This window comes from Sulfurimonas sp. RIFOXYD2_FULL_34_21 (assembly GCF_001830805.1).
Taxonomy (GTDB): Bacteria; Campylobacterota; Campylobacteria; order Campylobacterales; family Sulfurimonadaceae; genus Sulfurimonas.
The window spans coordinates 138314-160034 of sequence record NZ_MICH01000001.1; the positions used below are offsets into that span (position 1 = coordinate 138314).

Below are 21721 nucleotides of genomic sequence, written 5' to 3' on the forward strand. Positions count from 1 at the left end.
TAAAAAAAAACTTATTTATAAATATCTTTTATTATTATCGCATCTTTTAAACTTAAAACAGCAGCTATCTCTTCTACGCTTAATATTTTTAACATGTCAAAAGTACCGAAATGTTTTATAAGCTTTACTATTTTTGCTTGAGATATCCCTTTTAGCGTTAGAAGTTTACTCTCATTGTCTATTTTCAATTTTGTTTTTTTATGGAAGTTTATAGCGCATCTGTGAGCTTCGTCTCTTAGTTTTTGCACCCACTGAAGCTTTTTATCGCTCTCTATAAGCTTGAAGGTATTCTCTTTGGTATGTATGATATCGTTGGCTTTACCTTTCGCTCGGTGTGATTTTTTATCTATCTTCTCTTTTGATATAGCAATAACATCTAAAAAAACTCCATCCGATTCTAAAATTTCAAGTGCTAGGTTTAAAAGCGTGCTGCCGCCGTCAATAACCCATAAGTCGGGCGGCGGATTTTTTGAAAAACTTTTTACTCTTCTTGTAAGTGTTTCTCTCATTTGCGAGTATTCATCTTTGGCATCAAGATGATATATTCTATAACTCTTTTTATCAAATTTTTCATCTTCATAAACTGCCATTGCCCCAACAGTTGCCATCCCTGACATGTGAGAGTTGTCAAAAACTTCCACTCGATTTGGGACTCTTTGTAAAGAGAATAGCTCTTTTATCTCCTCTGCTATATCATTGTTTTTTTGTTTATTATCTTTTTTTAAAAGTTCTTGGGCATTTAATAGAGCTAAATCTACGAGTTGCTTTTTATTTCCTATCTTAGGCACTTTTATTTGTGCCTTTTTTTCAAATAGAGTTGTTAGATACTCTTCTATTATATTTTTGCTCTCAAATTTACATGCTACTAAAATCGGTGCAATAATAGGCGGTTTTTCATTGCCGTAGAACTCCATGATAACTCTTTGGTAGAGTTCATCTTCATCATAGCCTTCATTTAGCTGTATATAGTCGTAAGAAGACGAAATTATTTTGCCATCACGCATAAAAATTCTAACAACGACTGCTTTGTTACCTGCATCTTTTAGTGCAAAAATATCGTAATTTTCATCGCTTGCAAAATCTATCTCGCTTTTAATTTCCGAACGGCTTATTCTCTCACATCTGTCTCTAATCTCTTTTGCCTCTTCAAAGCGGAGATTATCGGCATAAAAACGCATTTTTTCTTCTAATTTTTTTAATAGTGTTTTTTTATTCTGTATCAGTTCTATCGCTAAATCAAGCTCTTTTTTATACTCTACATGTGAGATTTTTAATTCACACGGTCCCAAACATCTGCCTATTTGATAGTAAAGACACAACTTTTTTGATTTTAAAGAACCTTTTTTTTGAACAAGACGACATAAATCATAAACAGAGTCTAAAATATCTCTTGCACCTACGGAGTATGGACCGTAATATTTGATATTAGCCGACTTTACCGTTTTTCGCGTTATCTCAAATCTCGGATACTCTTGCGAATAATCTATGTAAATATATGGGTAGGTTTTATCATCTCTAAGAAGAATATTGTATTTAGGAGTAAGTTGTTTTATAAGAGAGTTCTCTAAAATAAGCGCATCATGCTCTGAATTTACGACTATATAGTTCATAGAGAAGGTTTGAGAAATCATCTTTGTAATTCTTACGGATAGATTGGAATTCGGTTTTAAAGATGGTGTAAAATTAAAGTAGCTTTTTACTCTTTTGGACAAACTTTTTGCTTTGCCTATATACAGAAGGTTGCCGTTTTCATCAAAATATTGATAGACCCCTGCAGAGTCGGGAAGCTGTTTTATGCTCTCTTCAAGTCTCATTTGCGGCTCTTTATGATATCTTGAATAGATTTTATAAGAGAGTTTAACTTCTCGTCTTGGACATTTATCTCAAAATTTCCGCTTGAGCGCTCCGTATAAATCTGCTTTGTCTCTATAAAATCAGGTATCTCTTTTTTTGGAGTATGTGTTACAAAAGCCCGTATATCATCAAATAACTTCTCATCATTCTCTTTGCACTCTAGGGGCATATAAAACTTTAAAGCACTTTTAATGCTATGTATATTATTATCAAACTCTTGTTTTCCTACGGGATGATTAAATACGAAGAATAGAGTCTTGTTTTTTATGTATGCAAAGTTAATCATTTTTTGTACGGGTGCAGTGAACATAGATTGTACTATTTTGATGCACTTATAATAAGATAATTTAGAGAATTGAGGTCTATTTTGAATAGAATTTATAATTTGAGCGGCATTTTTCATTCGATAATTATAGCAATGTTTTTATTAAGCTTAAGTGGATGCGGATATAAAGCGAGTCCATACTATGAACAAGAAGTGCAGAGTGATAAAAATATAAAATTTATTATTAAAAAACCGGCTAGTGATAATAATCAAAGCAGTAATGAGCATAAATGAAATATGACGTAATAATTGTCGGCGCAGGAGTGTCGGGTCTTTATGCAGCTATGCATATACCTAAAAGCAAAAAAGTTCTTATAATAAATAAAAGAGAGACTTTTAAATGTAATAGTTTTTATGCACAAGGCGGAATAGCTTTAGCAATAGATAAAGAGGATATTCCTCTACATGTAAAAGATACTCTTGATGCAGGGGCAGGGCTTTGTGATGAAGAAGCGGTAAAAGTGTTAAGCGAAAACTCAAAAGCGATTATCGATGATTTAATTGCAAGAGGATTTGAGTTTGACAAAGACAAAGACGGAAATTTGCTTTATACAAAAGAAGCGGCACACTCAAAAGAACGAATACTACATGCAGGAGGAGATGCGACAGGCAGATATATGCACTACTTTTTGCTAGAGCAAAATCCTCATCCGATGTTAACCGATGCCAGAGTAGTAGATTTGCTTATAAAAGACAATGAATGTTACGGCGTAACAGTGCTAGACCATAGAGAGAGCAGAAATATATATGCCGATAATGTAATTATTGCAAGCGGAGGAGTAGGTTCACTTTATGAATACCACACAAACGCACCGTGTATTAGCGCAGATATGCAAGGACTTTGCGTATTAAAAGGCATAAAACTTGATGATATGGAGATGATGCAGTTTCATCCGACGGTTTATGTTGATAATAACTCCGCACAAAAACTTCTTTTAACCGAAGCACTAAGAGGTGAAGGTGCTACTATTGAGGATGAGAAAGGGAGACGATTTTTATTTGATTATGATGAGAGAGGAGAACTTGCTTCAAGAGATATTGTAAGCAAAGCAATATACGATTACAATAAAAAAACAGGTATGCAGACATATCTTTCATTTAAAAATTTCGATCATGTTTACTTTACAAAAAGATTTCCAAACATATATAAAAACCTTCAGCTTTTGGGTTTTGACGTGCCAAAACAGAGAGTTCCGATATCTCCGGCGTTTCATTATGCAATAGGAGGAATAAAAACAGATATAAACGGTGCCGTAGCAGGTGTAAAATCTCTTTATGCCATCGGAGAGGTTGCTTCTACAAAAGTTCACGGAGCAAACAGGCTCGCTTCAAATTCACTTCTTGAAGGGCTTGTTTTTGGCAAGAGAGCAGTAGAACATATGTTTAAAAATATACATGTAAAAGAAGATATCAAGTTTGAAGTAAGTGATGAGATAATGAGTTTAAAAGAGGATAAGGAGAAAAAAAATCTTCTTCGCCGTCTTATGTGGGAAAATGTCTCCATTGTTAGGACAAAAAGCGGTTTAAATAGTGCGTTAAATCAAATTAATGCTCTTTTAAATGAAAAAATTGGTAAACTTCTCAAATTTCGTTTACTCACAGCAAAAGAGATTGTTCTTGCGGCGTTAGCAAGAGATGAGTCGGTCGGGGTACATTTTATCAAAAAGGATAGTAATGATTAAGCTTTTAATTATTATGCTCGGTTTTAGTTTTGCATTTGCCAGTTCAGATGCTTCAAGTAGTGTTATTCCGGATTTAACATTCACGTGGGTAGGGATACTCTCTTTAGTAATATTTGTAGTTGCTTATTATTTTGTTGCAATGGAAGAGAAGTATCATATAGACAAAGCTAAACCTGCACTTTTTGCCGGTACGTTTATGTTTATACTTATCGCAATTTACTACATGTTAAATCATCTTGATATGAATCTTGTTCATACTCAAGCACAGCATCTAATCCTTGAAATAGCAGAAATTTTCTTCTTCTTGTTTGTTGCTATGACTTACATCGAAACTCTAATTCACATGAATGTATTTGAGAAGTTAAAATATAGTCTTATCTCAAAAGGATATAGCTATAGAAAACTTTTTTGGCTTACCGGTTTTTTAGCATTCTTTATCTCCCCGATAGCAGACAACTTAACAACGGCTCTTATTCTCTCAACCGTGCTTATTACAATTGAGCGTGAAAAAATATCATTTTTGGTTCCGGGCGCAATCAACATAGTAGTTGCCGCAAATGCAGGCGGTGCATGGAGTCCATTTGGAGATATAACTACACTAATGGCTTGGACGTCTGGTAAAGGTGCTTTTTCTGACTTCTTGTTCTTGTTTCCCGCAGCAATAGGAGGATATTTGGTAACAGCATATCTGCTTAGTAGATTTGTACCGCAAACACAGCCGGATTTTGACGTCTCAAAAGAAAAAGTTCCTGAATTAATGCATGGTGCTAATAATGTAGTATTTCTTGGCGTAGCTACTATCGCTTCAGCAGTTCTTTCTCATCAGCTTCTTCATCTTCCTGCAATGTGGGGTATGATGTTCGGTCTGGCAATGTTGAAAATTTATCAATACAGTTTAAAAAGAAAATATAACTCAAAATTAAATATTTTTGAGTCCATGAGCAAAATTGAGAACAACACTCTTCTTTTCTTCTTCGGTATTTTGGCTGCGGTCGGTGCTCTTTATTTTGTTGGTTGGCTTGCTCTTGCTGCCGTAGTTTATGACCCGTCGGTTCTTGGGCCTACATGGTCAAATATCGGTGTCGGCTTCCTATCTGCAATCGTAGATAATGTTCCTGTTATGTCGGCGATTCTAAAAGCTAACCCTACTATGGGACTTGATCAGTGGATGTTGGTTACATTAACTGCCGGAGTCGGCGGTTCGTTAATCTCTTTTGGTTCTGCTGCAGGGGTTGGCGTAATGGGTAAATTACCTGGTATTTACACTTTTGGCTCTCATATGAAGTATGCATGGACAATTTTTATCGGATATGTAGCATCTGTTGTTATCTGGTATCTTCAATTTGAAGTATTAGGTCTATATATTAAACATTAATCTTAATTATTGTATCCTTTCACTATGTGAAAAGGGTACACCCCTCTTTAAAGCCGTTTTTTGGCACCTCAAACACTCTTATTAAAGGCATTTAAATGACAAATGTTAGCATCATTGTTTTAGACTTTGGCTCTCAATATACACAACTTATAGCTCGCCGTTTGCGTGAAGATAAAATTTATTGTGAAATTCTTCCTTATCATGTAAGTGTAGAAGAAATTAAAGCAAAAAACCCACAAGGTGTTATTCTTAGCGGCGGACCGTCGTCTGTTTACAATAAAGACGCTTATGAAGTCGATCAGGGTGTCTATAGCATGGGCGTACCTGTTCTTGGTATCTGTTACGGAATGCAGAGGATAGCAGTTGATTTTGGAGGAAGCGTAATTCGCTCTTCTCATCACGAGTATGGAAAAGCAGAGCTAAATATTAAAGGCTCAGAATCAAACTGCTCTCCTTTACTAAAAGATTGTGACGATGGAAGAATAGTATGGATGAGTCATAGCGATAAAGTAGATGTACTTCCTGATGGTTTTACTCCTATCGCTACTTCTGCTAACTCTCCTTATGCGGCTATTGCAAATGAAGAAAAACGTGTATATGCAATGCAGTATCATCCTGAAGTACAGCACTCTGAAGAGGGTTACTTGATGCTTCGTAACTTTGCAAGAAATATTTGTGGAGTGACTGAAAAGTGGAAAATGGAGCATTTCCTAAAAGAGCAGATTAAAAGTATTCGCCAAAGAGTCGGAAACGGAAAAGTTCTTTGTGGTTTAAGCGGAGGAGTTGACAGCTCAGTAGTTGCTGCTATGCTTTATGAAGCAATCGGAGATCAGCTAGTTCCTGTTTTTGTGGATAACGGTCTTTTGCGTAAAGGCGAGAGAGAACAGGTTGAAGAAGTTTTTAAAATTAATCTCAAGGTGCCTCTTGTAGTTGTTGACGCAAGAGAAAATTTTTTAACTAAACTAGCAGGTATTAGCGATCCTGAGAAAAAACGCCAAATAATCGGACATACTTTTATAGAAGAGTTTGAAAAAGAGGCTAAAAAACATGACGGTATTAAGTTTTTAGCTCAAGGTACACTTTATCCTGATGTTATAGAATCTATCTCCGTAAACGGTCCCTCTGAAGTTATTAAGTCCCATCATAACGTAGGCGGATTGCCTGATTGGATGGATTTTGAATTAATAGAGCCTCTTCGTGAACTTTTTAAAGATGAAGTGCGTAAAATCGGTTTAGAATTAGGGCTTCCTGAGTCTATGATAAACCGTCATCCGTTTCCTGGACCTGGACTTGCAATTCGTATCATGGGCGATGTAAATGAGGTTGATTTAACACTTCTTAGAGAAGCAGATGTGATTTTGCTTGATGAGTTAAAAGCAAGCGGATACTATGCAAAAACTTGGCAAGCATTTGTTGTTTTACTAAACGTAAAGTCGGTAGGAGTTATGGGGGATAATCGTACTTATGATAATACAGTCTGTGTAAGAGTTGTTGAAGCGGTTGACGGTATGACGGCAACATTCGCACATCTTCCGCATGATTTGTTAGAGAGAATAAGTAGAAGAATTATAAACGAAGTTGACGGGATAAACCGTGTTGTTTATGATATCAGCTCAAAACCGCCAGCGACAATCGAGTGGGAATAAATATCTATACATGTTAAAAAAAATCTATCTCTTTGCTACTTCTAAAAGCAAATATGCAATCAATGTTAAATCTTTAGATGTCAGGTATTTGAAACCTGATATCGATTTTTCAAAATATGATTATCTCATAGTTACCTCTAAACAGACCGTAAAATCTTTAGAACAGTATAAAAGAGAGGATTTTATAGACATTCCTGCACTATGTGTCTCTCCTAAAACGGCAGATACGTATAGTGAATTCGGCGGTAAAGTATTGACGATAGGTGACGGTTATGGGGACAATCTCGTAAAAAATATAAAAGAGTTCTCCAAAGATACAAAATGGCTCTATTTAAGAGCGGAAGTTATAGCTTCTGATTTTGTTCAAAAGTGCAATGATGAAGGATATAATATAGAGGAGAAGATTATTTATGTCAGTGAGTGCTCAAAAGAGATATTGGATGTAAGAGTAGAAGATGACTCTACTTTGATTTTTACGTCTCCCTCATCGATAGAGTGCTTTTTAAAGAATAACTCTATAAATCCGAAAGCAAATGTGATAGTAATAGGTAAAACAACTGCAAAGTTCTTGCCAGAAGGTGTAAAATATATACTTAGTGAGCATACTTCTATAGAGAGTTGCATAGAGTCGGCTCTAAATATATAGCAAGTTTTTATCAAAATAAAATAAAATCAAGAAATATTTTGTATAATAATATTAATAGTCTGGATAGTTCGATATATCGCACTAATGAGGGTTCTACATTTTCAAGTAGCGAACTAGTAGTGTTTTTGTGTGTTGGTGTTATCGTTTGAGATATGTTAGCTCTGTCGAGATAATGTCGCCGTTATAAAATCTCTCTTCGCCCAAATACGGCTTTTAGAACCAAGCCAAATGCGAAACGGCTATCCGGGCTATTTAATTATTTTTAGAAGTAAGAAGAGTTTTGATATTCTCTGCAACAACTTTTGATGATGCATTTCTTGACAAGAGGCAACTGATTGAAAAAGAGTTTGCTTTTGGTTTTTCTCCCAATAGGACAATTTTAGGAGTAATCGAGACATGTTTTTTATATACATGTAAAAATTTTTCTACGGTTACATTTTGTAGGCGGTCTTCTACTATTAATACTTTTACGCTGTTATTAATTGCCCATTTTATTGCACTTTTTTCATCTACAAACGATTTTATATCAAGGGTCAATTTTAAATTTTTAATATAAGATTCATACTCCATAGCATCCAAAGCAGAGTTTACAACAATCAATATATAATCTTTTTGTACTGAGATAAGATAGTCATAAAGCGCAAAAAGTTTTTTAGTCTCATCGGTTGCTTTGTCAGAGTCCAATGAGTCAAGATAGTATTTAAGATAAGTTTTTGTATTTAATTCGCCGCTTACTGAAGAGTCTTTAAAATGCGCTTTTACGGCTTTTGATTTTTTTGCCTCTTGCCAAAGTTGTGAATCAAGCAGATATGCTTGAGCATTCAATACTTTTAGTAAATCTTTTTTATAAAAAAGTGCTTCCGTGCGAAAAATCTCACTAAATTCTGCTTTATACTCCTCTTCAAAAGTGCTTAATAGTTTGAGGTCATATTTATAACGCTCATCAAGTTCAGCCATTAGATGCACCATATCAACATAAGCTCCGCTAAGAGATTTCAACTCATACTGAAGTGCCGTAAATTCATCACTTTGAATATTACTTGCAAGATCCTCTTTTCTTACTTTTAAAATTCCGTCTAACTGCTCCTCGCTAGTTCGCAGCTGGTTTAATTTTTCTATAGTATGTTCGGCTCCTACTTTTATTTTGACATATTCGGCTTGACATGATAAAAAAACTTCTTGGTATGCAATATTTGGATATTTTGTTTTTTCAATGAAGTCATCATAAAAACTGCTCATAACTTTCAAATCTTCGTATAGCATTTTTATTTTCGGGGTAATTATATGCAAATCTATATCAGATAAATTGTTAAAAGTTGTAAACAAAAAACGTTTAATCAAAACATAGTCAAGGCTTCCGGGGACTTTTTTATATACGCTTCTATGCTCTAAATGCTCTTTTATTTTAGTAAAATAGTTTGAGATAGCGGTTGCTATATTTATGGATATTGTTATACTTTCCGGTCTTGATTCATCATCGTACTCAAGTTCTTCATCATCATCGTACTCAAGTTCTTCTTCAACCTCTGTTTCAACCTCTGTGTCTATTTCTGTTTCTATTTCTGTTTCTATTTCTGAAGCAAGTTCTTGTGTTAACTCACTGATTGAAACAATCTCTTTTAGCGTCTCTTTTATAATCTCTTCGGGTTTTATCTCTTGCTGTACATGTACAATAGAGGGTTCATTCTTTTGAAGTTTGCTGCTCTCTTTTGAGAGGATATTTAAAGCTTTTTTGTCTTTTAAATTAAAGACAACCTCTAAACCAAGCGAAGGCATAATATCAAAATCATTCCATTCATTAACAATAAAATCGATTTTCTCTTTTTGAGAAGTAATAATTATTCCTTTTCCCTCATTTTCATTAAAGAAAAGAATCTTGCCAAAATTCATCATGTTTGGATTATATCAAATATATTAATAAAACGTACATAGTTAAATAAAAAATAGACATGAAAAAGATATTGAATTTAATAGAGTATGTGCTATAATTAGCCAAATTTGAGTGTTTGCAAAGATATCTGCTTAAGTCATTCTGATGTTTTAAGCAGATGTCTTTTTAGTTTATTTATGGAGTATTGATGAAGATTTTAATTTTAGGTAGCGGCGGAAGAGAGTATTCGATTGCCCGTGCAATTTTAAATGAGAAAGAGTCGCATGAACTCTTTTTTATGCCTGGAAACGGAGCAACAAACTCTTTGGGAACAAACCTAAATATTAAAGATTATTATGAGTTGGCGCAATACGCAAAATCAAATAATATAGAGCTTACGATAGTCGGTCCCGAGGCTCCTTTAGTTGAAGGTGTCGTAGATATTTTTAAATCACAAGGGCTAACTATTTTTGGACCAAGCAAAGAAGCCGCTCAGCTTGAAGGTTCAAAAGTTTATATGAAAAACTTTTTGGCAAAATATAATATCCCTACTGCACGATATATTGAAACATCATCGATTGAAGATGCTTTTAAATTTGCAGATAAACTTATCACGCCGATAGTTGTAAAAGCGGATGGTTTATGCGGCGGCAAAGGTGTGATAATTGCTTTAACACATAATGAAGCTAAAGTCGCAATCTCTGAGATGTTAAGCGGAAAAAGTTTTGGAGATGCAGGAAAAAAAGTTATTGTCGAAGAGTTCTTAGATGGTTATGAACTTTCTATGTTTGCAGTTTGTGACGGAGATAACTATATCTTGCTTCCTGCTGCACAAGATCACAAAAGACTACAAGACAACGATAAAGGACCAAATACAGGCGGAATGGGTGCTTATGCACCGACGCCTTTGGTTAATGAAGAGCTTTATCAAAAAGTCAGAGATAGGATAATCCGTCCTACGCTAGATGGGATGAAGGCAGAAAATGCTCCATTTGAAGGTGTCCTTTTTATAGGCATTATGGTTGTAAACGGTGAACCTATAACATTAGAATTTAATGTTCGTTTCGGTGATCCCGAGTGTGAGATACTTATGCCTCTAATGACCTCAAGCGTAAGTGATATGTTTTATAAAGCTGCTACAAACAGACTAGACGAGATTAAAGTAGAATTTTCAAACCAGTATGCAGTAGGCGTAGTTATGGCTAGTGCTGATTATCCGTACAAGAATTCAACTCCGGCAGAAATAATAATAGACAATGTATATCATGAAGAGATAGAGAAATATACGCATATCTCTTATGCGGGTGTTAGTATGATTGATGATACTCTTTATGCAGACGGCGGCAGAGTTTTGGTTTGTGTCGGTATCGGTAATAGCATTAGAGAGGCGAGAGATAGAGCATATCTTAGATGCGGACAAGTTCATTTTGCAGGTAAGAAACTTAGAACAGATATAGCATATCAAGCTTTATAAGAAGAGATAAAGTGAACGAAGAGATTCAAGACAGACTTCATCGTGAAGAGATTACGTTAGCAACAATTAAAAGTAGAGGAATGGCTTTTTTTATAGATGAGATGCTACTCTCTTTATTGCTGATTCTTGCGCTTGGAGACTCATTCTTTGAATCTAAAACAGTTGAAGAGATGATAATTCTTACAAATACGTTTGTTTTAGAGTATATGGCAGTGAAGTTTTTTTATCAAGCTTTTTTTGTTATGCAGTATGGAGCAACACTCGGTAAAATTGTAATGAAGATAAGAGTTATAGAGATAAAAAGCCTTCAGACTCCAAATGTTATATCTGCAATGAATCGTTCAGCCGTAAGGATTATAAGCGAGATGCTCTTTTATCTTGGATTTGTATGGGGAGTGATGGATCCATCAAGGCAGACATGGCATGACAAAAGTGCAAAAACTCTGGTAGTAAATGCTTAAGTTACTTTTACTATTCATTATAGCATTCTCCTCAATTATTGCCGATGATAAAGTCGGTGTATATGCAACGACAATAGAGACAAAAGATAATATTGTAAAAGCAGATGGTGAAGTTGTTGTTACTTATCGAGACTATCATCTGAGTGCTAAAAGAGCTATTTACAATAGAAACAGTGGAGAGTTAGAACTATTTGATGATATTCGTGCTACTCAGGGAGAAAGTGTTAAACTTCTCGGAGAGTATGCTAAATTAAATATAGCTCAAAAAGAGAGAGTTTTTAAACCGTTTTACATGTTGGAAAAAAACTCAAATGTTTGGTTAAGCGGCGGTGAAGGGTATTCAAAAGATAATGATTTACATGTAGAGTCAGGTATTGTAAGCGGATGTGACCCGAACAACCCGCTTTGGAAGATGGAGTTTACGTCATCGGATTATAATTCAGAGACTATGTGGCTAAACCTCTACAACGCAAGACTTTATATATATGATATTTTAGTCTTTTATACCCCATATTTCGGCTATTCGCTTGATACTGCGAGAAGAAGCGGACTTTTACCGCCGATGGTAGGACTTTCAAATAAAGAGGGGTTTTATTATGAACAGCCTATCTTTATAGCCGAGCAGAATTGGTGGGATTTGGAGATTAAGCCTCAAATAAGAGCAAATCGCGGTGCCGGTGTTTATTCTACTTTTAGATTTGTTGATAGCAGCATCTCAAAAGGCTCTTTAACGGCGGGCTATTTTAAGGAAAAAGAGAGCTATTTTCTTGATAGCAGTTTGGCAAATAAAAAGCATTACGGGTTTAATTTTTTATATGAAAATAGTGATTTTGCGAATCAGTGGTTTGATACAAGTTTTGAGGGACAATCCGGCTTATATATGGATATAGTTAACATGAATGATGTTGATTATATAAATCTATCTACAAATGATACAACAAAAAATGTAACGGCAACACAGTTACTATCGAGAGTCAATACCTTTTACAATACAGACAATGACTATATAGGCGCTTATTTTAAGTACTATAAAGATTTGACTCTTGATAGCAATGAAAATACTCTTCAAAATCTTCCTTCTATTCACTATCACAGATATCTCGACTCTTTTTTAGATAACTACTTTTTATACAATATAGATGTAAAGAGTAACAACTATTACAGAGATGTAGGTAAAAATGCTATCCAAACAGATATAAATATTCCACTTACGCTTCAGACGTCACTTTTTGATGAGTTTATGAATGTTTCATATAAATCATATATTTATGCACAGCATACGGCATTTAACGCAAAGGAAAATATTGTAACGGCAGATGAATACAATAACGGTTTTTTTGCCAGAAATTACCACTCCTTAACTCTCTCTTCACAACTTACCCGTGCTTATGATGATATAACACATGTAATTGATTTTGGAGGACGATATCAGTTTGCCGGTTCTGAACTTGAGGATGGCTATTATGATGAAAAAAGAGATTACTGTTCTATAAAAGCAAATAAAACAGAGCCTATTTGTGAGTTTTACAATATTGCAGATATAGAAGAGAATATGCAACTCTATTTTTCACAATATTTGTATGATATATCCGGAAAACAGATAGTCTATCATAAACTGTCCCAAAACTTCTCTTATGAAGATGCAGGTTCTGAAGTAGGCGAACTCGAAAATGAACTAGATTATCAGATTAACGATAGCTTGAATTTTTATAACAATATGTTCTATAACTATGATGAGAATGCTTTTTCTAAAAATTTTAATAAAATATTATATACAAACAGTAGTTTTGACATTAGTCTCTCTCACATGTACAAAAATAGCTTTTTGCCTTATACGGTTAAAACTTCACCGATAACTAGTTATGTGACATCAACTATTAATTATAAATACAATAAACGTTACTCTTATAGGTTTAGACAAGATTATGATTTAGAGAGAAATGAAAAAAAGAGTTTAGAGATTGGATTTTTATATCAGAAAAGATGTTGGGATTTTGGTCTTACTTATCTTGAAAACAATAGACCTGTACTTAACAAAAACGGTGTGTCTGATTCAATATATGACAGATATATTTACGTTACTATAAGACTTAAGCCGATAATGAAACAAGATGGCGGATTGTCAGGATTTGTGTATAGGCTTCCTGATAGAAACGAGATAAATTAAAATTATGAAAAAATACAAAAATATTTTAATTAATCGTCAAGATGCGGCTAAGAAGCTTCAAGATGTTATACCTATGCAAAGACTTAAAGATGAAAATTGGAGATTAATTGCACTTTCAAGAGGAGGATTGGAACTTGCGTATCAAATCCGCTCAAAATATAAAAATAGTATAGATTTTCTTTTTTCAGAAGCTATTTTAGCTCCAAATAATAGCGAATGCGAAATAGCCAGAGTTTGCGAGAGTGAAGAGATCGTTATAAATGAAAAACTTGTCTCTGCATTTGGGATAAAGTATGACTATATCTATGGGGAAGCACGCAGAAAACATGAGGAGAAAATACTAAGTTATATTTATCAATATAGAAAGGGTCGCCCTTTTTCGTCAATGCATAATCAGATAGTTTTGTTAGTCGATGAGGGAAGTGAGACGGGGTTAAAGTTTATGACTGCGCTAAAAGCAATTTTGGCAATGAAGCCAAAAGCGGTATATATTGCAACCCCTGTTGTTCCGAGTGATGTTTTGGATTCACTCGAACCGTTTGCGGATGATGTATTTTTTCTTTACAATATAGATGACTATGTAGAAACATCGTTATATTATGAAGAGTTAGAGAAGATAGATGAAGAGAGAATAGAAAAGATACTAGGAGAAAAAAATGAAGTATGATGTTAATGTAGATTTAAAAAATAGAAGTGAAGAGTATTCATTTACGCAAGTTGCAAAACAAGCAAACGGTGCTGCATGGTTAAAAAGCGGCAAAACAGTTATTCTTGCAACGGTAGTGATAGATGAGACTGAAATAGTAAAAGATGATTTTCTCCCTCTAACGGTTCAATACATTGAAAAAACATACGCGGCAGGTAAAATTCCTGGCGGTTTTTTTAAACGTGAAACAAAACCAAGTGATTTTGAAACATTAACTTCGCGTATAGTTGACCGCTCACTTCGCCCGCTTTTTCCTAAAGGGTTTGGATATCCTACTCAAATAACTATTATGACATTTAGCGTTGACAAAGAGTCAGACTTACAGGTTTTGGCGCTTAGTGCAGCTTCGGCAGCACTTTATGTCAGTAATATAGATATAAATACGTCGATATCTGCCGTAAGAGCGGCAAAAGTTGATGGAGAACTTATACTTAATCCGACTCTATCGCAGTTAAACAACTCTACTTTGGATTTGTATCTTTCAGGAACAAAAGATGATTTGTTGATGATTGAGATGAGAAGTGTTGGAGGAGAAAAAGTAGATAGTACTTTGATTATAGACCCGTTAATGGATCCTACGCTAAGTGCTCCAGTAATAACGACACATGTTTCAAATGCACTGAATGAAGATGAACTTATAAACATTTTTGAAAAAACACAAAAAGTTCTTTTTGAGAGCAATGTGAAGTATGAAGAGGCTTTCAAATCTTTTAAAAAAGAAACATTAAAGATAGAATATAAAGCACATGTAGTAAATGAAGAGATGGTTTCATATGTGAGAGACAATCACATGTCAGATATCAAATCTGCTATGAACCAGATGGCAAAATCAGAACGTTCAACTGCCCTAAGACAACTTAGAAAAAACATAATAGCCATAAAAGCAGAGTGGTCGGATGTAGAACAAGAGGTATCTTTAAAAGATGCCATTGAAAAGGTAAAAAAAGAGCAGGTTAGAGCTCAAATCTTAAATGAGAGAGTTCGAGCCGATGGAAGAGCGTTAAATGAAGTTAGACCTATCAGTATAAACACAAACATACTTCCAAGCGCTCATTCATCTTGTCTTTTTACCCGCGGACAGACACAGGCACTTGTCGTACTTACTATGGGCGGACCTAAAGATGCTCAAATGTTTGAAAATTTAACTGATGAAGGCACTCAAAATGAGAACTTTATGGTTCACTACAACTTTCCGGGGTTTAGTGTCGGCGAAGCCTCACCGATTATGGGAACAAAGAGAAGAGAGTTAGGACATGGGAACTTAGCTAAGAGAGCATTAGAGCCTATCATAAATCTTGACGGACAGACTATTCGCCTTGTTTCCGAAATTTTAGAGTCAAACGGTTCATCTTCAATGGCTACTGTCTGCGGCGGTTATATGGCTTTAAAAGCTGCTGATATTGATACTTCCGACACTGTAGCAGGTATTGCCATGGGTATGGTTAGTGATGGCGAAAAATATGCAATTCTCTCAGATATTATGGGATTAGAAGATCATGACGGAGATTTGGATTTTAAAGTAACAGGCTCAAAAGATGGCATAACTGCTATGCAGATGGATATAAAACTCGGTGGAATTAGTCTAAATATTTTAAAAGAGGCTCTTTATCAAGCAAAAGAGGGAAGAAGTCATATAATTGACATAATGCAAGAAGCTGAGAAAAGTATAGAGTTTAATGACGGTGTATTGCCAAGTACTGACTTTTTTCATATAAATCCTAGTTTTATAGGCGATATTATTGGTCAGGCCGGCAAAACAATCCGTGAAATAATCGAGAAGTTTGAAGTTGCTATAGATATCGATAAAAAAGACGGTAAAGTCAAAATAACAGGTAAAAATAAAACCGGCGTAAAAGCGGCACGTGAGCATATAGAGGGAATTGTAAATACTCCAAAAGTTGCTAAAATTGAGTATAAAGTCGGTGATAAATATAAAGGTACGGTTAAAAAAATAGTTGATTTTGGTGCATTTATAGAGCTTCCTGACGGAACGGACGGATTGATACATATCTCAAAAATATCTGATCAAAGAGTTGAGAAAGTATCAGATGTTTTAAAAGAGGGCGATGAGATAAATGTAGAGATATTAGAGTTTAAAGGCAATAAAATTTCTCTAGGTCGTGCATAATCTATTTTCTACATGTAGATTACATGTAGAGTTGTTTTTATAAAGTTAAACTATCTTTTAGCACTTTTTATGTATAATTCGCAATCAAATTTTAGTAGGGAAATCCTTGCATTTATGTATGGGTTGCTATATTCATTCGGATATGGTTACGTTAGCCGAAAAAGTTTGTAATAATTTTAATGGAGAAACTATGAAAAAAATTCTTTTCTTAATGGTAGCATTCGCTGCTGCTGCATTCGCAAATGACGGTGAGGTTGCTAACCAAACTCTTAAAGCTTACTCAATGATCGCTGCTGGTCTTGGTCTTGGTCTTGCTGCTCTTGGTGGAGCTATCGGTATGGGTCATACTGCAGCTGCAACTATTGCTGGTACTGCAAGAAACCCAGGTTTAGGTGCTAAACTTATGACAACTATGTTCATCGCTCTTGCAATGATCGAAGCTCAAGTTATCTACGCACTAGTAATTGCTCTTATCGCACTTTACGCAAACCCTTATTTAGGTTAATCAAATCTAAATATTAAAGCACCTTCGGGTGTTTTAAAAATCCTCTTTAATGCGACCGTGGTGGAACGGTAGACACACTACCTTGAGGTGGTAGCGCCCTACGGGTGTGGGAGTTCAAATCTCCCCGGTCGCACCATATCTGTCAATATAAATTTACTTCATCCTTTGACACTTATAAAGTATTTAGAATTATAAGTTCACTTATCTATTCAATGATTTTATGCCAAATATATAGTTATTTTTATAATATCTTGATATTTTTGAAAGATTATTGATACATTACTGATAATTTATAAACTATAATTAAAATAATAAAATAAAAAGTAGGATAATATGTCAGTAAGTGATATTGTGATGCTATCAATATTGGTAATTTTAACAGTTCTTGTATTAGTAAAGTTGCCTAGTGCATGACAATAAGCTTTAATACAAAGTATATTTTCATTCTCAAAGGGTTGGGAATATTATTTGTTATAACTCTTGTGAGTCATATTTTTCGTGAGCATTTAGATATTATAAATATCGCTCTAATTCATATTATCCCAGTTGTTATAGTTGCAATTCACGGAAATATGAAGGCTACGATTTTTATTACTCTATTGAGTGTAATTTTCTTTAACTTTCTTTATATTCCTCCATTATATAGTTTTACTGTTCACAACGAACTCTATATCTGGAGTTTTTTTATTTTTGCAATCGTAGGATGGATTATTACTGTTCAAGCTAAAAATTTATATACTCAAACAAAACAAAATGAGATGCGTGAAAGTTTATTAAATATCATTTCACACGATTTACGAACCCCTTTATCTACTATTATAGGTACTACAAATTTAGTTTTGTCTAATGAAAATATGGATAAAGAAAATATGAAAAGTTTGCTGGATGATATAAATTATGCCTCATTGCGTATGAAAAGATTAATCACAAATATTTTAGACAGTACGAGACTATCAAGTGCAGATATGAGTTTAAAATATGAGTGGTGTGATTTTGATGATATAGCGGGAGTTGCTCTTGAAGAGTTTTCAGATAAACAAAAAGATGAACTTTTAGATATCAAGATTGATGATTTTGGGTTATACTGGGGTGATAATATTTTATTAAAGCAGTTAATTGTAAATCTTTTGGATAATGCTTTTAAATATTCAAAGAACAATACAAAAGTCACTTTGAAAATAGTTGATTTGGGTAGCAGTGTAAAAATAGAGATTTTTAACCAAAGTAATCACATTGACAAAACAAAGCTTAAAAATATTTTTGATAAGTTTTATCGCCTTGAAGACACTGACGATATATCAGGTAGCGGCATAGGACTCGCAATTTGTAAAAGTATAGTGAGCCTTCACGGTGGAAGCATTAAAGCAAGTGCAATAGATGAGGGTATATTAATAGAGGTAAATTTACCTATAGCAAAAAAGGCAAAATTGGTATGAAAAATTATCTTATTCAAATTGTAGAAGATGATTCTTCCGTTAAGAAGCTATTAGAGATTACCTTTAAAGAGTATGAATTTAACTATGTGTCATGTGAAAGTAAAAAAAGTGCAATGATGATGTTTTTAAGCCATAATCCTGACTTGCTGATTGTTGATCTCGGTTTGCCTGATGGCGATGGTAAAGAGTTTATAAAACAGATAAGAGAGATATCTAAACTTCCAATTGTCGTTCTTAGTGCAAGACATGACGAAAAAGAGATTATAGCGGCTCTTGACGCCGGAGCGGATGATTATATAACAAAACCTTTTTCAGTCAATGAGCTTTTGGCACGAATCAGAGCAAATTTAAGACGCGACATAAGTGATGAAAATATACCTGATAAAATAATATGTGGCGAGCTAAAGATGGATATCGCTTCAAGAGATATTTTTTTTAAGCAAGAGCAGTTAAAACTAACCCCGATCGAGTATGAACTATTAAAATATTTTTTATTAAATACAAACAAGACACTCACGCACAAGCAGATATTAAAAGAGGTATGGGGTATAGGATATCAAAATGAGATGCAGTATTTGAGAACTTATGTAAACACACTTAGAAAAAAAATAGAACAAAACAGTACGAGACCAAATTACATCAAAACAGAATCCGGTATCGGATATAGATTTTGTTGCAATAACTAAAGGGAAAAATCAATGGATATCATAATTGCAGGGGCAGGAAGAGTGGGTTTTAGGCTGGCAAAGTCACTTAGTGTAAAACATAATGTTATTATTATGGATAAAAATGAAGAGGCACTGGAAAAGATTCAAGAAAGCGTGGACGTGCTTACGATTCCTGGTAATGTGGAAGATCCAAAAAGTTATATACCTTTACAGGATAAGACAATAGATATTTTTATAGCAGTTACCGATTCGGACGAGATAAATCTAATATCTTCTATTATAGCCTCGGAAAAAATAGATGTAAAAAGAAAAATAATACGGCTAAAAAATGATTTTTTTGCAAGAAGCAGTATAGCAAAAAAAATTGGTATTACGGATGCCGTATTCCCATATAACTTGACTGCAAAAAGTATAGTATCGCTTCTGGATTATCCTAAAGCAAATAATGTAAAAAGTTTTATGCAGACAAGCAATAAGCTAATATCTATTAAAATTGACAGCCATTATGAAGAGTTGTCTATATTTAAGATAGAAACGCGTAAAGTAAAAGTAGTAGGTATTGATAGCGGTAAAAAATTTCATATACCCCACGGGGATGAAAAGTTAAAAAAAGGTGATATGGTATATCTGTTTGGCAAAGAAAAAAATATTAGACTTATTTGCCAAGAATTAAATCATGCGATGCCAAAGAGTATAAAAAACATTGCAATTTTTGGAGCTGATATCTTGGGTATAGAGATAGCTCAAGCTCTTGGAAAAAACGATGTAAGAATTAAAATAATAGAGAAAGATTTGCAAAAATGTAAAGAAGCTTCGGAAATATTACAAAATAGTGCAACAATAATAAACAGCAAATACGGTGATTTTAGGCTTTATGATGAAGAAGGACTGAAAAATGCGGATATGATTATTGCTTCAACAACTAATGATGAAGAAAATATTATTAAATGTATTGAAGCAAAAGAGCAGGGAGTACAAAAAGTAATTGCTATAAATAATGATATAGAACATTACAATTTAATGCACTCACTCGGAATAGTTGTAGTAAGAGGACCTAAAGTAAATGCATTTAACTCTATCATGGAGACAATTGGCTCAAATTCGGTAGTTAATGAGAAACTCTTTTGCGGTGGGTCGGCTATATGTTTTATTAGGGAATTGAAAAATGAACATCAGACTATAAACCCATTAAATATAAACGGCGCAGTTTCTTATATAGTTTCAAATGATGAATTGAATCCTTTTGATTCAAAATATACACTTCGCAACCCTATAGTGGTAATTACATTTTGTGTGCGTCAAAAAGAGGAAGAGGCAAGACATTGGATAAACAAACTTTAAAAAATATTGTTAAGCTTTTAGGAAATATAGGAATATATTTAAGCTTCTTTTTCCTTATACCCATTAGTGTCGGATATTACTACGGTGAAGATATATTTTTGTTCGCGATATTTAATATTTTGTTTTTTTGTCTAAACGCTATTATACTTTTAGCTCTTAAAAATCATGATATTACGCTCTCTTTGCGTGATGGAATTCTTAGTGTAAATATTATTTGGGTTTTGGTCGGTTTGGCAGGAGCAATACCTTTATGGTTATATAGTAATATTACCTTTATGCAGGCTATTTTTGAATCAATAAGCGGTTTTACCACAACCGGGGCTACAATCTATGCCGATATTGAAATCTTGCCCAACATGATTTTAATTCTCAGAAGTCTTATGCACTGGGTGGGCGGTATGGGTATTTTAGTTCTTGGAGTAGGACTTTTATCTCTTATTAATCCCAGCGGCTCGCTAGCACTCTTTAAAGCAGAATCTAGCGGAATAAAACTTGATAAATCAACTCCTAAAATAAAAGATACTGCAGTTATGCTTTGGGGAATATATATTTTTTTAACGTTTCTTGACGGACTACTTTTAAAAATCGGCGGTATGAGTACATTTGATGCCGTAAATCACGCTTTTAGTACTATTTCAACAGGCGGATTTTCTACAAAAAATAGTTCATTAGCCGCTTTTGACACCCCTTTTATTTTATGGGTTACAACTTTTTTTATGATAATTTCAGGCATAACATTTTTAGCGCACCTAAGAGCTTTCAAAGGGGACTATAAAGGGTATAGAAATGAAGAGACAAAATGGTATATGATTATATTTATTTTACTCTCTTTGTTTATGGGTTTATTTAGATATCAAAGCAGTGATGATAGTTTTTTTATTGCAATGACACATGCAAGTTTTAGTATTGCATCACTTATGACGACGACGGGATTTGCATCGCTAGATTATGAAGCCTGGGGACAGATGGCTGTTTCAATAGCATTTTTAGCGATGCTTGCAAGCGGAAACGGCGGTTCGACAGCAGGAGGGGTAAAAATTATCAGATATGTCGTTTCTATGAAAGTAATCTTTGCCGAACTTAAAAAGATTTTGCATCCTGCGGCAATCATAAGGGTATTTATAAACTCTTCACCGATTTCAAGCTCTCTGGTATGGATGACTTTTGGGTTTATTTTGCTTTTTATTATAACTAATGCCGTTATAACTTTCTATCTCTATGCAAGCGGACATGATATGATGACGTCTCTCTCTGCCGCTCTTGCATGCGTCGGAAATATCGGACCTGGATTTTCTCAAGTAGGACCGGCTCAAAACTACTCTTTTTTCGATAGTTTGGATTTAATAGTTTTATCAATTGGAATGATTATGGGAAGGTTAGAAATTTTTACCTTTTTATTAATCTTTATTCCAAGCTTTTGGCGAAAGTTTTAGTATG

Annotated in this window: 18 protein-coding genes and 1 tRNA gene; 16 read left to right on the top strand and 3 right to left on the bottom strand. The window is 34.2% G+C overall.

The genetic code is table 11. The features are described 5' to 3' along the window. Positions 1 to 11: 11 nt before the first annotated feature. Both uvrC and A2530_RS00715 read right to left on the bottom strand, forming a co-directional pair. Positions 12 to 1814, bottom strand: a complete 1803-nt coding sequence (uvrC, locus tag A2530_RS00710) for an excinuclease ABC subunit UvrC (protein ID WP_294883948.1) — start codon at positions 1812 to 1814, stop codon at positions 12 to 14. Beyond that, entirely contained in the window at positions 1811 to 2140 is a 330-nt protein-coding gene (locus A2530_RS00715; RefSeq protein WP_294883950.1) for a hypothetical protein, read from the bottom strand. The genes uvrC and A2530_RS00715 overlap by 4 nt, the downstream gene beginning before the upstream one ends. 81 nt (positions 2141 to 2221) lie before the next feature. Between A2530_RS00715 and A2530_RS00720 the strand changes: the two genes are divergently transcribed. The 5 genes from A2530_RS00720 (at position 2222) to A2530_RS00740 (ending at position 7528) form a co-directional block, all read left to right on the top strand. Then, on the top strand, positions 2222 to 2413 hold the full coding sequence (locus A2530_RS00720; RefSeq protein ID WP_294883951.1) for a hypothetical protein: 192 nt from the start codon (positions 2222 to 2224) through the stop codon (positions 2411 to 2413). Then, on the top strand, positions 2410 to 3861 hold the full coding sequence (gene nadB / locus A2530_RS00725) for an L-aspartate oxidase (protein WP_294883952.1): 1452 nt from the start codon (positions 2410 to 2412) through the stop codon (positions 3859 to 3861). The genes A2530_RS00720 and nadB overlap by 4 nt, the downstream gene beginning before the upstream one ends. Next, positions 3854 to 5236, top strand: coding sequence for a sodium:proton antiporter NhaD (nhaD, locus tag A2530_RS00730; RefSeq protein WP_294883953.1), 1383 nt, complete (start codon positions 3854 to 3856; stop codon positions 5234 to 5236). Before nadB ends, nhaD begins: the two co-directional genes overlap by 8 nt. Before the next feature lie 95 nt (positions 5237 to 5331). Then, complete coding sequence (guaA, locus tag A2530_RS00735) at positions 5332 to 6882, top strand: glutamine-hydrolyzing GMP synthase (RefSeq protein ID WP_294883955.1); 1551 nt, start codon at positions 5332 to 5334, stop codon at positions 6880 to 6882. Positions 6883 to 6892: 10 nt separating this feature from the next. Beyond that, positions 6893 to 7528 carry a uroporphyrinogen-III synthase gene (locus tag A2530_RS00740; RefSeq protein WP_294883957.1) on the top strand — a complete coding sequence of 212 codons (636 nt, stop codon included), beginning with the start codon at positions 6893 to 6895 and terminating at the stop codon, positions 7526 to 7528. Between the two features lie 252 nt (positions 7529 to 7780). Here A2530_RS00740 and A2530_RS00745 read toward each other — a convergent pair whose 3' ends face one another. Then, complete coding sequence (locus A2530_RS00745; RefSeq protein WP_294883959.1) at positions 7781 to 9421, bottom strand: hypothetical protein; 1641 nt, start codon at positions 9419 to 9421, stop codon at positions 7781 to 7783. A gap of 185 nt (positions 9422 to 9606) precedes the next feature. Here A2530_RS00745 and purD point away from each other — a divergent pair, with 185 nt between their 5' ends. The 11 genes from purD to A2530_RS00800 all read left to right on the top strand — a co-directional run bounded on the left by purD (position 9607) and on the right by A2530_RS00800 (position 21717). Continuing rightward, complete coding sequence (gene purD, locus A2530_RS00750; RefSeq protein ID WP_294883961.1) at positions 9607 to 10872, top strand: phosphoribosylamine--glycine ligase; 1266 nt, start codon at positions 9607 to 9609, stop codon at positions 10870 to 10872. An 11-nt stretch (positions 10873 to 10883) separates the two neighbouring features. Continuing rightward, on the top strand, positions 10884 to 11333 hold the full coding sequence (locus tag A2530_RS00755) for an RDD family protein (protein ID WP_294883963.1): 450 nt from the start codon (positions 10884 to 10886) through the stop codon (positions 11331 to 11333). Next, positions 11326 to 13500: an LPS-assembly protein LptD gene (locus A2530_RS00760; protein ID WP_294883964.1), complete on the top strand. Its 2175-nt coding sequence runs from the start codon at positions 11326 to 11328 to the stop codon at positions 13498 to 13500. Before A2530_RS00755 ends, A2530_RS00760 begins: the two co-directional genes overlap by 8 nt. Before the next feature lie 4 nt (positions 13501 to 13504). After that, positions 13505 to 14167, top strand: a complete 663-nt coding sequence (locus A2530_RS00765; RefSeq protein ID WP_294883966.1) for a phosphoribosyltransferase — start codon at positions 13505 to 13507, stop codon at positions 14165 to 14167. Further along, the gene (locus A2530_RS00770; RefSeq protein ID WP_294883967.1) at positions 14157 to 16334 is read left to right on the top strand and encodes a polyribonucleotide nucleotidyltransferase; all 2178 of its coding nucleotides are present in this window, start codon (positions 14157 to 14159) and stop codon (positions 16332 to 16334) included. The genes A2530_RS00765 and A2530_RS00770 overlap by 11 nt, the downstream gene beginning before the upstream one ends. A gap of 190 nt (positions 16335 to 16524) precedes the next feature. Further along, the gene (locus A2530_RS00775; RefSeq protein ID WP_294883968.1) at positions 16525 to 16839 is read left to right on the top strand and encodes a F0F1 ATP synthase subunit C; all 315 of its coding nucleotides are present in this window, start codon (positions 16525 to 16527) and stop codon (positions 16837 to 16839) included. A gap of 51 nt (positions 16840 to 16890) precedes the next feature. Next, a tRNA-Leu gene (locus A2530_RS00780) sits at positions 16891 to 16975 on the top strand. A 319-nt stretch (positions 16976 to 17294) separates the two neighbouring features. After that, complete coding sequence (locus A2530_RS00785; RefSeq protein ID WP_294883969.1) at positions 17295 to 18275, top strand: DUF4118 domain-containing protein; 981 nt, start codon at positions 17295 to 17297, stop codon at positions 18273 to 18275. Further along, positions 18272 to 18961, top strand: coding sequence for a response regulator (locus tag A2530_RS00790; RefSeq protein WP_294883971.1), 690 nt, complete (start codon positions 18272 to 18274; stop codon positions 18959 to 18961). Before A2530_RS00785 ends, A2530_RS00790 begins: the two co-directional genes overlap by 4 nt. 12 nt (positions 18962 to 18973) lie before the next feature. Beyond that, on the top strand, positions 18974 to 20284 hold the full coding sequence (locus A2530_RS00795; protein ID WP_294883973.1) for an NAD-binding protein: 1311 nt from the start codon (positions 18974 to 18976) through the stop codon (positions 20282 to 20284). Beyond that, on the top strand, positions 20266 to 21717 hold the full coding sequence (locus A2530_RS00800) for a TrkH family potassium uptake protein (protein WP_294883975.1): 1452 nt from the start codon (positions 20266 to 20268) through the stop codon (positions 21715 to 21717). Before A2530_RS00795 ends, A2530_RS00800 begins: the two co-directional genes overlap by 19 nt. The last annotated feature ends 4 nt before the right edge of the window (positions 21718 to 21721 follow it).

What these genes read in the sequence shown, in the direction of transcription:
- uvrC (WP_294883948.1), bottom strand. Translation starts at nt 1,814, where the DNA reads ATGAGACTTGAAGAGAGCATAAAACAGCTTCCCGACTCTGCAGGGGTC.
- A2530_RS00715 (WP_294883950.1), bottom strand. Translation starts at nt 2,140, where the DNA reads ATGATTAACTTTGCATACATAAAAAACAAGACTCTATTCTTCGTATTT.
- nadB (WP_294883952.1), top strand. Translation starts at nt 2,410, where the DNA reads ATGAAATATGACGTAATAATTGTCGGCGCAGGAGTGTCGGGTCTTTAT.
- nhaD (WP_294883953.1), top strand. Translation starts at nt 3,854, where the DNA reads ATGATTAAGCTTTTAATTATTATGCTCGGTTTTAGTTTTGCATTTGCC.
- guaA (WP_294883955.1), top strand. Translation starts at nt 5,332, where the DNA reads ATGACAAATGTTAGCATCATTGTTTTAGACTTTGGCTCTCAATATACA.
- A2530_RS00740 (WP_294883957.1), top strand. Translation starts at nt 6,893, where the DNA reads ATGTTAAAAAAAATCTATCTCTTTGCTACTTCTAAAAGCAAATATGCA.
- A2530_RS00745 (WP_294883959.1), bottom strand. Translation starts at nt 9,421, where the DNA reads ATGATGAATTTTGGCAAGATTCTTTTCTTTAATGAAAATGAGGGAAAA.
- purD (WP_294883961.1), top strand. Translation starts at nt 9,607, where the DNA reads ATGAAGATTTTAATTTTAGGTAGCGGCGGAAGAGAGTATTCGATTGCC.
- A2530_RS00760 (WP_294883964.1), top strand. Translation starts at nt 11,326, where the DNA reads ATGCTTAAGTTACTTTTACTATTCATTATAGCATTCTCCTCAATTATT.
- A2530_RS00765 (WP_294883966.1), top strand. Translation starts at nt 13,505, where the DNA reads ATGAAAAAATACAAAAATATTTTAATTAATCGTCAAGATGCGGCTAAG.
- A2530_RS00770 (WP_294883967.1), top strand. Translation starts at nt 14,157, where the DNA reads ATGAAGTATGATGTTAATGTAGATTTAAAAAATAGAAGTGAAGAGTAT.
- A2530_RS00775 (WP_294883968.1), top strand. Translation starts at nt 16,525, where the DNA reads ATGAAAAAAATTCTTTTCTTAATGGTAGCATTCGCTGCTGCTGCATTC.
- A2530_RS00790 (WP_294883971.1), top strand. Translation starts at nt 18,272, where the DNA reads ATGAAAAATTATCTTATTCAAATTGTAGAAGATGATTCTTCCGTTAAG.
- A2530_RS00795 (WP_294883973.1), top strand. Translation starts at nt 18,974, where the DNA reads ATGGATATCATAATTGCAGGGGCAGGAAGAGTGGGTTTTAGGCTGGCA.